At 62.1% G+C, this 14,412-nt stretch carries 7 protein-coding genes; 3 read left to right on the forward strand and 4 right to left on the reverse strand.

Features of this window, described 5'->3' with window-relative positions; all coding sequences use genetic code 11:
* Nucleotides 1-218: 218 nt before the first annotated feature.
* The 3 genes from QQK18_RS19595 to QQK18_RS19605 all read right to left on the reverse strand — a co-directional run bounded on the left by QQK18_RS19595 (nucleotide 219) and on the right by QQK18_RS19605 (nucleotide 7,698).
* The gene (locus QQK18_RS19595) at nucleotides 219-3,494 is read right to left on the reverse strand and encodes a DEAD/DEAH box helicase (RefSeq protein ID WP_284342072.1); all 3,276 of its coding nucleotides are present in this window, start codon (nucleotides 3,492-3,494) and stop codon (nucleotides 219-221) included.
* Nucleotides 3,487-4,287, reverse strand: a complete 801-nt coding sequence (locus QQK18_RS19600; RefSeq protein WP_284342073.1) for a hypothetical protein — start codon at nucleotides 4,285-4,287, stop codon at nucleotides 3,487-3,489. Before QQK18_RS19600 ends, QQK18_RS19595 begins: the two co-directional genes overlap by 8 nt.
* Before the next feature lie 99 nt (nucleotides 4,288-4,386).
* Entirely contained in the window at nucleotides 4,387-7,698 is a 3,312-nt protein-coding gene (locus QQK18_RS19605; protein ID WP_284342074.1) for a nuclease-related domain-containing protein, read from the reverse strand.
* A gap of 801 nt (nucleotides 7,699-8,499) precedes the next feature.
* Here QQK18_RS19605 and QQK18_RS19610 point away from each other — a divergent pair.
* A complete protein-coding gene (locus QQK18_RS19610) occupies nucleotides 8,500-8,760 on the forward strand; it encodes a hypothetical protein (RefSeq protein WP_284342075.1) in 261 nt (86 codons plus the stop codon).
* A gap of 321 nt (nucleotides 8,761-9,081) precedes the next feature.
* On the opposite strand, the gene QQK18_RS19615 is transcribed toward QQK18_RS19610, so the two are convergent.
* On the reverse strand, nucleotides 9,082-12,777 hold the full coding sequence (locus QQK18_RS19615) for a vitamin B12-dependent ribonucleotide reductase (protein WP_284342076.1): 3,696 nt from the start codon (nucleotides 12,775-12,777) through the stop codon (nucleotides 9,082-9,084).
* A gap of 686 nt (nucleotides 12,778-13,463) precedes the next feature.
* Between QQK18_RS19615 and QQK18_RS19620 the strand changes: the two genes are divergently transcribed.
* Nucleotides 13,464-13,847, forward strand: a complete 384-nt coding sequence (locus QQK18_RS19620; protein ID WP_284342089.1) for an NADH:ubiquinone oxidoreductase subunit NDUFA12 — start codon at nucleotides 13,464-13,466, stop codon at nucleotides 13,845-13,847.
* Nucleotides 13,848-13,852: 5 nt separating this feature from the next.
* Complete coding sequence (locus QQK18_RS19625) at nucleotides 13,853-14,305, forward strand: DUF2155 domain-containing protein (protein ID WP_379995371.1); 453 nt, start codon at nucleotides 13,853-13,855, stop codon at nucleotides 14,303-14,305.
* Nucleotides 14,306-14,412: the final 107 nt, after the last annotated feature.

Genomic DNA, 14,412 nt, shown 5'->3' on the forward strand with positions numbered 1-14,412 from the left:
ACACCTCCCCATCCTCTCAGATTAGAGGTGTTGCGATGACCGGTTGAACTCACCGCCCCATCTCGGTCATTGCCCTAGTAGCAGCCGCAGCCCAGAAGCGGACATGAGCAAGGCAGGGCACATTGGCACCTTTGCGCCACTAGCGGACACTTGGTGGCGGACCTCGCCGGCCGGACAGCCTCCCCATTGTCGCCGATCACTTAGAACCACTGGACTATCTAGATCGGTGTCGAGAGCGCTTTCAATGCGACAGCGTTTCGAACCCGTTGCCGCGTTTCTTCAAAGGGCTCAGTGGCCGAAGCGGGCGTGATGTATGGCACAACTTCCATGAATCTCTGACGTGATGAAACGCGAGACACGGCTCGCCCATCATTAATGCGGGCGGCCAAGGTCTCCGGGCTATCACATCCTTCTTTCACAGCACTTCCCAGACTTGCTAACGCGGTTGGCAAGGCGACGGAGGCGCCTAGTCCGGCTTTCGCCTGAAGCAGACGCGCAGGCAAGCCCGCTAAGAACGCGAGATCCGGCACCAACCTCAATACAAAATGCCGTGCGTGCCGACAGGCATTCGAATCAGGATTTGGATGCAAGGCCTCCATCTCGCATAGCGGCCTACCGGCCATCCACTTCTGGAGAAGCGATGCAATCACCGGGAGCGCGTACTTCACGCGCTTCTCCTCGGTTTTCAGCTTCTCGAACTCCCCACCGAAGAGTTCGGCGACGTTCTCCGGACGAAGGACCTCCATCAAGTTCCTCGGCTTAGCCGCGAGCCAAGACAGCAGCCGATCCACCGCCGCAGGGGTCGTTAGCCCGTCGTTGTTGGCGAAGAGATCAGCGATCTCGCGAAGCGTTTCTGCCGGCACACCGGTAAGCGCACCCACACCCTCGATCCATTTGTCTGCCTCCGCAGTGGGATGCTCACTCCGCGCCTGGAACGCGGAAGCGATGCGACTTTCGACCCAAGCGGCGTCGGCCTTTTGCTTGGCGCGAAAGGCCCCAAACGAGCGTTCGACAAGGGAGCGCAGCGGCGCGTCCGTCCCCTCAGCGCTCGCCGGGGGAAGGCGGTTCAAAAGGTACAAGGGCATGCCCTCGCGAACACCCGCGTGAATTGCATCCAGCAAGGCTGTCAGCGGATCATCGATGTCGACGCACTGGTCGCTTTGCGAGAATATCGCCTGAAGCTTCATCCAATGACCGCCGATGCTGCTGGTCTTATCATCGAACGGGACGACGCGGCTGGGCACGACCAGGACAAAGCCCTGTGAGCTTTCGCCTGCGCGGCCGGCGCGTCCTGCCGCGTTTAGAAGTTCGTGCGCCTCGAGCTGCGCGAATTTGTTTTCCGCGGGATCGAAACGGCTGTCGCCCGAAATTATCACGACCTCGCTAGGCAAGTTCATGCCTTGAGCAACCGTCGAGGTCGCAAACAGGACATTTGCCCCGGGGCGCCGCTTGAACAGGCTTTCGTGGAGCAGTCTCTCTTCGCGCAGCAACAGGGAGTGATGCGTAACGGCGCCGCCCGCGAACCGCCCATCCGGCTCCAGCGCGAGGTAGCAATAGGACGGCCCACCCATCTCTTCGACGACGAGTTGATGGAGCGCCTTCTCGTCGTCGTTAAGCACAATCGGGTCATGCGCGACGAGCTCGCGGAAATCACGGGCCGCGGCGACCACCTGTGGAACCGTCTGGGCAAAGACGAGGGTCTTCATCCCGCTCGCCGCCGCGCCGGCGGCGATCAATGCGCTCGTGTGGTTGCCATTGGGCGTCAGATACCATCGCCTGTTGGCCGCCGTACCCGTTGAGAAATGATGTTCGGCATCGAGCAAGGGAAGGAGCGCGTAGTCGTTTCGATCTTGCGTTGCCCAGGTCTGAAGCAGACTGAAAAGGCCAAGCGGCCGCGCGGTCAGCGTCTTCACAACCGCCGCCGGAGCGTTCTTCTGCTTCGGGCGGTCGATACGCGCTTGCCGCAACACGAGATTCAGCTCATCGATCCGCGATGAGGGGTAAACTACGCAACCGCGCACCTGGCGGGTCGGCTTCCAGGCAAGGTCCAGATGAAGACATTGGCTTCCTGTTAGCTCGGTCATCCATGCAGCGACCTCTTCGGCGTTCTTCATCATGGCGGAGAGCAAAAGGAAGTCCGCCCCCGGCGCGACCTGAGCGAGATTCAGCACGGCCAACATCGCGTCGACGCTCCGACGGCTTTTTTCCGGCTCGCGCGGGTGCAGCAAATGACACTCGTCGAATACTACAAGACCAAGATCAGCGAAGGCCGCGGGCTGCGATGACAAGAGTACGAGGCATCGCTCGGGCGTGGTTACCACCACTTCCGGCAGCGCAATGAACTCGACCGCGGAAGCCTCGTCTTCAATGTCGCCAACAATCTCGAAGGCATTGAACGTGCTTTTTAGCGCACGTGTCGTTTGATCGACCAAGGCGTGCGTCGGCACGAGAAAGACAACCTTCTTGTCCCGCAGCAAAGCGGTGGCGATTTTCAGTTCGGCGAGTGTCGACTTGCCGCCGCCGGTAGGGAAGCTCAACGCCGATGAAACGCCGATGTCGAGATAGTGCGCCTCGATCGCCTGTTTGTGGTTGCGCCATAGGTAGGGCCGACGACGCGCCATTCGTCGTATGATCGGCCACCACGCGTCTTCAGAAACGCCGTCCGGCGGCATTATCCGCGACGTCGCGTTCGCAATCAAATCGCGATCTGCGGCAAGCAGGAGGCTCGCTAGGTGCAAGGGCCCTGGAAACAGGCTGTAGATCTCCGCATCAATCCCCAGCACATCGCCTAGCGTGCCAACGCTCAGTTCCTTCACGCGCCCGAACGTTGTTCCGGGTGGCTCGACGCCTCCCGCGTCAACTGGGGTATCAACGCGACTAAGCAAACGCGTCGCGAGGTTCTGCACGCCTTTCAGTAGCGTGAGGTATAGCGCCTCGACAGCGAGGGCCCCGCCTTCCGTTTCCCGCAGCGCGGGGAGTTCAAGCCGCCGAACGGCGTTGAGGTTGCCCTGGCACAAAAGACGGATCGCCTGCAGCAGTACGCCATCAACACTCGTCGCCCGCTCTTCCGCGATGACGATCTGCTTCGCGCATTCGGCAGCGTCTGCGTGCGCCTCGGCGACGAGAAAAAGCAGCGAGGCGCAAACTTCCGGCGCGACGCTCGTGCCATCCACATAGGATGCCGCCCGCTCTTCGGGCGGAGTAGCGAGCAAGCGGGCTTGGTGAGCCGACGCGGCAACGAATGCTGCCGCGTTTCGATTGCCGCGGTCAGGTTCCAGCGCAACGAACGCCTCTTGTGCGGCAGCGAGCCGGCGCATTTCGGCGAGCACTGTGGTGAGCCGCTCGGATGTGGCGCCGGGTAGGCCGCGGAACTCGATACGCGCCGCCACGATCTCCGCATACGCTTCGGTAAGCCGTTTCGGCAAACCCTGGAGATCGAGCCCTGACAGCTGGGGCGAAGAGGCAATCAACGCCGATGTGATGGGGTCAAACAATCACGGCCTCATCGATTTTCGTTCCGACCAGCGCGGCGAACGACGTCATCCAGTTGCGCAAATCATCAAAGTGCATGGTTTCCGCGCGGCGCCGCGAGACATCGCCTTTCGCCAGGTCGGAATAGCCGTCGAAGAGCCGTTCCCGCGCAGCGTCCGCTGCATGCGTTTTCCCGGTTGTAATGCTCACCCGGTACTGACGCACCTCCTGCCAAACGATACGATCGATCGCCTCGTCCACATTAAGACCGGGGAAGCTGTGCTGGCGTGCCGACAAGAGCCCGGTCGTGGTGTGTAGGAGTTCCGACACGCGTTTGCCGGCTTCAAAGCCCTCGATAGTCGGCCACACATCGTCTCGCAGCATTCCGCGCGGATCCGTCGTTGCCTTGTCCTCGAAGATGACCACAGCTGTGATTGTTTTGCCGTCATCGGAGATGTCCAGCTGCATGCCATCGAAGCCCTTATGCGCGTGGAAGATGTGGGGTAACTCGATGGCGCTCCCCTTCGCCTTTGACTGGTTAGCGGTGATCCAGGAGATGGTCTGAAACAACCAGCCGTCGCGATGCCACGGGTCGCCGTTCGCGGCGACTTCGAGCTTGCGCTTGGCGTCCGTAGCGACTTCCTTGTCCGTTCGCGGAGCGCGAACGTTCAGCCCCGCCAAGACACCTTCGACGTGGCGGTATTGCCCGAGCGCGACCCGGGCCACGCGCTCCGCCAGCACTTCGCGGTCAGCGACTTCCCAGCGGGAGCCCTGACACAGATCGCCATGAACCGTTGGAGTAAGCGTAATAGTCATAAGCGTCGAACATCGTTCATAAATGCCTAATAGTATGCACAAATCGACCCGCGCAATAGTCCACACGGGCCGGGTTCGCTGGCCGATCGAATAGCACGGTCAAAGCGCAGATCGTTCTTCAATCGACCTAATCCCAGCGATCGCGCCCCCGCTCAATTCCTCTAAAGCGGCTAGTTTCCGCAGAAGCGGGATATCAGCTGTAGTGCCAAATCGACCAATAAGCCCGACCGCATAGCCGAGGTCATCGAACCGATCGCGCTGATAGTAATGCGCAAAATACCCTTTCAGCGCGGATGGTTCGGCGAGCGCCCGCTTGGCGAGCGCCAGCGCCTCTTGCGGCACGAACTCGGCAATGGATTGCGTCACCGGCGGTAAACCGGCGGTCCGCCGCCAGCCCTCGATATACACGCGTTCCGTCAGCCGGAGACAGTTCAGCACGGCCGCGCCGCGACCCCCATGGAGATAGGTGCGGGCGGCTGATGACCCCGCCATTTGGTCGTCGACCGACTGATCGATCCGGTTCATCCAGTACAGTATCGTACCGCACGCGCTGAGCGCGGCCCCCGCAGGATCATTTTCGTCGTCACGGCGACGCGGCAGCGCCAGCCCGTTCTGCCCATACGCCAAATGCGCGAGCGTAAAGGCCTGAATGGCATCGCCTGGATTGAAGCTGTCTTTGCGCGGCGGGGCGAGGAAGCGCTGCAACGCTTCCGTGGCGAGTTTGTCGGACAGGGATGCCGTTTCGACGATCAGCGGCGACAAGAAGAAGCTGTCATCGCCGGCACCGCGGGCCGCCATGGTGAGCATGGTCGCTCGGTCCTCAGGCGGCAGCGCGTTGAATACGGCCGCATAAGCATTCGAATACAGGTGGTCCATGCAGGCGCTGTAGACGCCGAAGGCCGCCGCTTGCATATCCGGATCTTCCGGGGCGGCAAGGCATTGCGCGATCTCGTTGCGAACGACCTCTTCGTGCTCACGCTCGCCAGCTTCGAGACCACCGAGGTGTTGAAGGGCGTCGACAACGCTCGTCGAAAGAAAGATATGGGGCTCCGTGGGCAAGGCATCGATCTTGGCGATGAGAGCCTCGCGCGCGGCATCGGCCGCCGGGCGGCACCAGCCCGCATGGTCTATGAGATCGAGCTTGAAATGGTAAGGGGCGCCCTTCCAAAAACGGTCGATCAGGTCGGCCATCGCCACCGCCGCGGCCGTGTCGTATTTGCCGTTCCGATGGAACAGGCTGAGGAGAAAATAGGCCTGACCCATGGAGAGGTTAGGATCGCGCAGCAGCTCCAGGAGCCGCGGTCCGATTGCTTCGTTCGCATGCCACGGCACAAGGCCAATGCGGCTACTGACATGGGACAGGGCGGGAATGCCGCTCATCTGCGAGACATAAGCCGCGTAAAATGACTCGCCGCGAAGCCCGATATTCTTCACGGCCGCTTCCTCGCCCAGACGCACGCGTTCACTGGCAAGACGCCGATCCATCCGCGCGACGAGCGCGAGCATCGTCTCGAGGTGATGGCCCGCCACAACCTGGGAGGGCAGCGCATAGACAAAAGCGCGTTCGCCGGCGGTCCAAGCCACGCCGGAGGGCTCGAACCCGACGGACCAGGTCTTCTCACCTTCGATGACGAGACGAACCCCATCGATCTCTTCGGCCATCATCGTGAGCGCCCGGAGCGTGCCGGCTTCGGCCCACTCCCGCGCCCGTCGACCGCACCGCCCCGCGAGACAGGACAAGATGAGCTCGGGATCCGCGAGAACGGCAAAAACCTCCTCCAGCAAAACAGGATCGTCGATCGCGCCGAGAATGAACTCCTTGCGCTTGGCATGAACCGGGTGGCCCAGGGCGTTCGCAATTCCTTGCGCATCGTTTCCGACGGCGCGGATAGCGGCCTCCGCTGCATAAGCGTCCATATACAGGTCATGCTGAAAGCTGATCCGCTCGCCACGGATGACAAGGACGTGCGCGGCAACCAGCCGGTCGGCAAGCGTGCGCGAGGAACTGTCCGCGAGCCGCTCGACATCGCGCCGTGAGATACTGAAGGTGATGCGCTCCGCCATCCAGCCGGCAATCGCGGCAAGCCGCGTGACGCCATCCGCCGCGCCGTCGCCTAAGCGCTCGCGAACGTACAGATCGAGCAAACCGAAACGACTTACTTCGGCGCCGACTTTCGTTCCAAGCCGACCGACGACCCCCGCTTCGAGGCAAGTGCCGACAACGTTCAAAAGTTCGATCGCGCTTGCAGGCAACGCCTGCCCCTCGGCCGCTTGCCGCGCGATCGCCAGTTTCACGTCAAGGCCGGGCGCCACGACCACGTAGGTGTCCAAGGGCAGCAGGTCGGACCGTTCGACTACCGCTTGCGTTGTGACCGTTATGCCGGCCGCGTAGCGCCGGGCGAAAGCCGCGGAGCGGCGGACCACGTCACCGCGCTGAGTGTCCGAGCACTCATTCAAACCATCGAGGAGAAGCATGAGCGGTCGGTCGAGCCGCGCGGCCGCGCTAATCAGCTGGCCGGCATCCGCGTCAACGATCTGATGGACTTCATCGTCGAGAAGCGCATTCATCGAAACGCTGAAGTTCTTCGCCGCGACCGCAATGGGGACGCCGCCTTTCTCGGCGAACCCTGCGGCCGCGCCATAGGCCGTCATCGACTTCCCGCAGCCGGAAGGACCGAGCAGATAGGCGTCGCCGCCGCGGGTAAGGTGGCTCATCAACTGGTCGGACGTGACGGAGGCTTCACCATTTTCCCACAGCGCGTCGACGATGCCGGTCGTCAGCGGCCGATAGGTGCGAAGGAAGCCAGACGCGTATCGCGCGAGGAGCGCGTGCGCCTCCGCGAGCACGGGCGAACAGGCCGTCGCCACGTCCGGCACTTCGTTCAAACGATGATGCCGCGCGAAGGCCTCCCACTTATCAAGCGGCCAACCCTGCGCGCCCCCCTGCGACAGTTCCGAAGGCAGTTCGTCCAGGCCCCGGATAGCGACCTTGAAGTCGGAGGATAGCTGCGAGTTCGGCCCGATGGTCGGCGCGAATACGACCGCGGCGTCAGGATAGGGGACGCTCCCGCCGTCAAACATCGCCATCGCATCACGGAGCGCGTGCCGCCCACCGAGGACCTGAAGGTAAGGGCTTTGAATTGCCTTCCACGCGCCGCCGGCCAGCTCGACTTCCCAGGCGCCATTTGGTCCGCCGCGAAGCCGCCGGTGATAGCCCTTTGCTTCCAGGACGACCGCGCGTGTCGCTGTCACGGCCACGCAGTCCAGTTGCCGTCCGCCGAGGTTGACGTTGGTAAGGATCACAGCCGGCGTCGAGGTCGCCTCGAAGTGCGCGACCACGGCAGCCAAAATGGCTTGATCGGAGCCGACTGTTACGACATCGCCGATAAAGATCTTGGCAAACTGAAGCATCTTGCGTTGTGGTGACTGACGCACGCCTAAGAACAGATCGTAAAAGGTTGTAAGAACTCGACTAGGTGTAGCATCGGGAGCACCACACTCCAACGGTGGGTCGGCACAGGTAACGACAAGGCGCAGCGCTAAGCGCTCCAACACCAATGCATCCCGGCCAACCTAACCACCTGCAGCGTGCCTAGTCTCCAGTTCATGGTGCGTTGACAGGCTCGGTGCTCTTATTGGTCTCCGCTGAGGATCGGGGCGAGGGCGCGTCCGTTACCCCCGCTAAGCTCCTGGCGACCGCTTTGGGCCAGTTCCGGCCCTCGACATTCATCGGCGATATGTCCGCTTCTCGCTTGAAGCACCGAATACCGGACAGTCTGCAACCGGCCCCGTTTCGGTCATAGCCGAGCGCTCTAGAATAGCTGACTGCTACTGCTTCCACGTGGTGTCCCACTGAGACTTCCAGGAGCTCCAGGGGGTATTATGGCCTAACGTGTTTGCGGCGGTTGGCCTCTTCGGCGTGCTGAAACGGAAAAGCCCGGGTTTGCCGGGCCTTTCTCTAACCTGAGGTTTGTGAGCACCACTGATGCGCCGTTTGAGTGCGAACTATGCGCCGTTATGCATATCCTTTGCGCGCATCTACAACAACAAGTGGCCTTGGATGACGTCGTAAGCGGTCGTCGTCCCTCAACTGTCACACTCCCAGCAGGTCCCGATTTACCCACCGCCGCTATCGTTGTCGGGTAGCCTAAGGGGGTGAGGCAAATTTTGCCACCCTTCCGCGTCTGATGCCCAGGAATCCGGCCAAACCTCATGGGCAGCGACACCCCAATAATGGAAATTCGATGGGGAGCGTCACAAGGACAGATCATCTGGCACGTTAAGAAGCCTCAAAGCCCTGCGATTGCGGCCGTTTTGCAACTTGCCAGGAAACATCTTCTGCCCAGACGGATCGGCATGTCGTTCTTCAGCGTCCAGAATCCGCGCATGCTTGAGGACCTTATGGTTGTTGAACACCCGGCGACTGCTCTCGGCCCCGAGCTCGCGTTGCAACAAAGCCAGATGATCAACTAACCACCCCGCAACTTGATTGAAGAAAACGGGCCGGCTGGACAACCAGCCGGCCCGTTTTCTGATTCTTTGCTCTTGGCCGAGCAACCGTCTGGCCTTCGCGTCGGGCCCGTCGAGGACAATTCGAATGCCTGACCAGATAGCAAAAAGGCCCGTAATTCCGGGCCTCTTCGAATTGTCAGGGACACTTCATTTGCCCAGACGGACGTCGAGGACAATTCGAATGCCTGACCAGATAGCAAAAAGGCCCGTAATTCCGGGCCTCTTCGAATTGTCAGGGACACTTCATTTGCCCAGACGGATCGGCTCAATCACGTCCTCAACTCAACTGCACCCTGTGGTTGTCCCGCACGTGTCGCACTTCAGGCATGTGCCGTTCCGCACCATCGTGAAGTTGTGGCACTCGGTGCACTGGTCGCCGGTGTAGCCTTTCATCTGCGCCTCGGCCCGCAGCAGCCCGGTGTCCTTGGTGGGTGGAGGCGAGGGGATGGGGTTGAGTTCGGCGGCGGGGAAGGCGGCAGGGGCAACGTTCGGCTCCTGCTTCAGCGCAGTTGCCGAACGCAATGCCGTCACGGTCGACGTCTGCATGGACCCGACGGGGTTTTGCTCGCCTTCGGCGCGCGGCACCAGCATCAGGGCCGCGTTCTGCACCTTGCCGCGGGTCATGCCGCGGGAGACAAAGCGCTCAGCGGGCACCGGGGCGGGCGCGGCGCCAGCGCGCGCGCTCTGTTCCTCGGCGACGCCCTTGCTGAGCGAAGTCGGGCTGTCCGGATTGACGTGCGCCAGATCGTTGCGGTCGAGGTAGGAGACCGCAAGCTCGCGGAACACATAGTCGAGGATCGACGTCGCATTCTTGATGCGATCGTTGCCCATCACCATGCCGGCCGGCTCGAAGCGGGTGAAGGTGAACGCCTCCACATATTCGTCGAGCGGCACGCCGTATTGCAGACCCAGCGAAATGGCGATGGCGAAGTTGTTCATCATCGCGCGGAAGGCGGCGCCTTCCTTGTGCATGTCGATGAAGATCTCGCCCAGTCGCCCGTCGTCGTATTCGCCGGTTCGCAGGTACACCTTGTGTCCGCCGACAATGGCCTTTTGGGTATAGCCCTTGCGACGGTCCGGCATCTTCTCGCGGTCGCGGATGCGCTCGAAGATCTTTTCGACCACGACTTCGGTGCGCGCCGCCGCGGGCAGGGCGGCCAGAGCTTCGGCTGCGTCCTCTTCCTCCTCCTCGTCATCGGCAAGCAGCGAGGAATTGAGGGGCTGGCTGAGCTTGGAGCCATCGCGATAGAGCGCGTTGGCCTTCAGTGCCAGGCGCCAGGACAGCATATAGGCGTTCTTGGCGTCCTCGACCGTGGCGTCGTTCGGCATGTTGATGGTCTTGCTGATCGCGCCCGAAATGAAGGGCTGCGCCGCCGCCATCATCAGGATGTGGCTCTCGACCGAGAGGTACCGTTTGCCGATCTTGCCACAGGGCGTGGCGCAATCGAATACCGGCAGGTGCTCGGCCTGGAGGAACGGTGCGCCTTCCAGGGTCATCGCACCGCACACATGGATGTTGGCCGCCTCGATTTCCTTCCTGGTGAACCCGAGGAAAGGCAGGAGCTCGAAGCTCATGTCGGCGAGCTGCGCGTCTGTGACGCCGAGGCTCCTGAGGAAGTCGGCGCCGAGCGTCCACTGGTTGAAGACGAACTTGATGTCGAAGGAGGATTTGAGGGCCGCGTTGAGTGCCTCGATCTTCTCCTGCGTGAAGCCCTTGGCCTTCAGCGTCGTCGGATTGATCCCCGGGGCCTGGTTGAGGTTGCCGTGACCGATCGCATAGGCCTCGATCTCGGCGATCTGGTCCTCGCCGTAGCCGAGGGTCCGCAGCGCTGGGGGCACCGCACGGTTGATGATCTTGAAGTAGCCGCCGCCGGCGAGCTTCTTGAACTTGACGAGAGCGAAGTCCGGCTCGATGCCGGTGGTGTCGCAGTCCATCACGAGCCCGATCGTGCCGGTCGGCGCAATCACCGAAACCTGCGCATTGCGGTAGCCGTGCTTTTCACCGAGCGCGAGCGCGTTGTCCCAGGCGGCCTTGGCCCGTTCGCCGAGCTTGGAGTCCGGCAGGTTGGCGAGGTCGAGCGCCACCGGGTTGATCGAAAGACCTTCATAGCCGTCGGCGTTGCCGTGCGCAGCGTTGCGGTGGTTGCGGATGACGCGCAGCATATGCTGGGCGTTACGCTTGTAGTCCTTGAACGGCCCCAGCTCGCCTGCCATTTCGGCCGAGGTTGCATAGGCAACACCCGTCATGATGGCCGTCACAGCGCCAGCGATCGCCCGGCCCTCGGCCGAGTCATAGGGGATGCCCGAGGTCATCAGCAGGCCGCCGATATTGGCATAGCCGATACCGAGCGTGCGGTATTCGAACGAGCGTTCGGCAATCGCCCGCGAGGGGAACTGCGCCATCATCACCGAGACCTCGAGGACGATAGTCCAGAGCCTGACTGTATGCTCGTAGGCAGCCGTGTCGAAGACGCCATCCTTGCCGCGATAGGGCAGGAGGTTGATCGACGCCAGGTTGCAGGCCGTGTCATCGAGGAACATGTATTCCGAGCACGGGTTCGATGCATTGATCGGCCCGGCCGCCGGCGAGGTGTGCCACTCGTTGATCGTCGTGTGATACTGGATGCCCGGGTCAGCCGAGGCCCAGGCGGCGTAGCCAACCTGCTCCCAGAGGTCCCTGGCTTTGACGGTCTTGATCACATTCCCCTTGATGCGTCCGATGAGGTTCCAGTCGCCGTCCGCCTCGACGGCGTTGAGGAACTCGTCGGTGACGCGCACCGAATTGTTGGAATTCTGGCCCGAGACCGTCAGGTACGCTTCACTGTCCCAATCGGTGTCGTACGTGGGGAACTCAAGGTCGGTGTAACCCTGCTTGGCGAACTGGATGACGCGGTAGATGTAGTTCTCCGGCACCATCGCCTTCTTGGCCGCGCGCACCTCGCGCTTGAGGGCCGGGTTCTTCTGCACGTCGAAGCAGTCGTCGCCATTGCCCTCGCAATTGACGGCGGCCTTCATGATGGCCTTCAAATGCCTGGAGACGGTCTTGGAACCGGTCACCAGCGCGGCAACCTTCTGCTCTTCCTTGACCTTCCAGTTGATGTAGTCCTCGATGTCGGGATGGTCGATGTCGACGACCACCATCTTGGCGGCGCGCCGCGTGGTGCCGCCTGACTTGATGGCGCCTGCCGCCCGGTCGCCGATCTTCAGGAAGCTCATCAGCCCTGAGGACTTGCCGCCGCCCGAGAGCTTCTCGCCTTCACCGCGCAGCTTTGAAAAGTTGGAACCCGTGCCCGAACCGTACTTGAACAGCCGCGCCTCGCGCACCCACAGGTCCATGATGCCGTTCTCGTTGACGAGATCGTCCTCGACCGACTGGATGAAGCACGCGTGCGGCTGCGGGTGCTCGTAGGCCGATTTGGACTGCACGAGCTTATGGGTGAAAGGATCGACGTAGAAATGCCCCTGGCCCGGGCCATCGATACCGTAGGCCCAGTGAAGGCCAGTGTTGAACCACTGCGGGGAGTTGGGGGCGACCCGCTGGGTGGCGAGCATGTAGGCGAGCTCGTCAAAAAAGGCGCGGGCGTCCTCTTCGGTATCGAAATATTTGCCCTTCCAGCCCCAATAGGTCCAGGTGCCGGCCAACCGGTCGAAGACCTGGCGCGAATCCATCTCCGAACCGGAGCGCTCGTCCTCGGCAAGCTTGGCGAGTGCCTTTTCGTCGGGCACCGAACGCCACAGCCACGAGGGAACGTCGTTCTCCTCGACGCGCTTCAAAACCTTGGCGACGCCCGCCTTGCGGAAATACTTCTGCGCGATGATGTCGACCGCGACCTGGCTCCAGGCGGCCGGCACGGCGATGTTCTCGAGCTTGAACACCACGGAACCGTCGGGGTTGCGGATCTCGCTCGTGGCCGAGCGGAACTCGATGCCCGCGTAACGGTCCTCATTGGCCTTGGTGAATCGGCGTTCGATGCGCATGCGTAGTCCCCAAATTGGCGGGCACAAGCCCGCGAGCCGAAAACCGGCTTCTCCGTGTGTCTCGTTGTCGTTGACGCTTACCAACCGGTCCGCTGGCGCGAACCGGACTCTTACCCCGCGCCCTGTCTCCGCCCGGATCTGCCGCCGGACCTTAAAACAAGGACTTGCCCAGGTTCCTCAAATGGCCCCGGACCGTCGAAAAGAGTGTTCCGATTCAAAACGGGCGTCAACGCAAGAAATCACAAGGTCTAGTGTCTGGGCTCGTACTCAGGACAACCGCTAGTATGGGTAATATGTGGATTGCGGGGACAAAGTGCAAGGATTTCGCGGGGTTTGAACGCGGGTTTTCGCAAGGTGGACTCGAGGACCCGGCGGTTGGCAGATAGCAACAGGAAGCCGCGCTAAAGGCCAGCGGAATCAAGCAGATTGCCCTCGCCATCGCGGTGGAAACCAAGTGTTAACCATGCCATCATCGGTGCCGACTCACGCTCTGTCGGCCTGTCAAGCGCAGAAATTTACGACCGGCCGATGACGCCTGTGAACACAATATCTGGTGGTCCCGCAGACCCTGCGTGCACATGCCTGGCGGCGTGCGGTCGGGGCTAGGCTGACGGCGCCGATAGTGTTACATCGAGCCAAATCGACTTCTCTCCGGCACGCGGAATCGTTACGTGGCAAGCAGCGGCATCAAGCAGTTCCTCTCGGAAATCTTCGTATGGTGGCACGGCCAGACCTGGGGTACCCGGCTCTGGCTGCGGCGGTTCACCAAGCACGTAGGCACCGACGAGTTCGGCAACAGGTACTATCTGGACAAGAAGCACGGGCGCCGGTTCGTCACCTATAACGGCCCAGCCGAGGCCTCTACGATCCCGCCCGGCTGGCATGGCTGGATGCACCACCGCACCGACGTCATCCCGACGGAGGTGAACTACAAGCCGCGCGACTGGCAGCAGCCCCACGAGCCCAACCTGACCGGCACCGCCGCCGCCTACCGGCCCGACGGCAGCCTTATGAACAAGGGTGAGCGCCCGCGCGTCACCGGCGACTACGAGGCCTGGTCGCCCGAGTGAGTGGTGTGGCCGTCCGCCCGCGCCTGCAATCCGGCGACAGCCGCAGCCCGGTAGGCCTGTGGCAACATCTCCTGGTTGCGTCGCTGGCTTTTCTTGCCAGCCCCGTCTGCGCCCAGCCCCTGGCCAATCCCGTGGCGGTGTTCGCCGGGCTCGACAAGATCACCGCGCGCATCACCCAGTTCGATGTCTATATCGACGAGACGGTACTGTTCGGCGCCCTCGAGATCACGCCGCGCGCCTGTTACAACCGCCCCGCCAATGAGACGCTGCAGCGCACCTCGGCCTTCATCGAAGTCGACCAGCGCAGTCTCTCGGGCACGACACAGCGCATCTTCACCGGCTGGGTCTTCGCCGACAGCCCCGCGCTCAATGCCGTCGACCATGCTGTCTATGACGTCTGGCTCGTCGAGTGCAAGACGAGCACGAACGTGCCGCCGCCCGAGGCACGCGCCGACTAAGGGCGGCGGGCACAGCCTCCCTCTCGGGCATGTTGAAATATTCTGCTGCCAGCATGTCGATTTGACCTGCCGCCACTCGACCAGGGCCAGAAACCCCTGATGAATGG

The organism is Devosia nitrariae (assembly GCF_030160115.1).
Taxonomy (GTDB): Bacteria; Pseudomonadota; Alphaproteobacteria; order Rhizobiales; family Devosiaceae; genus Devosia; species Devosia nitrariae.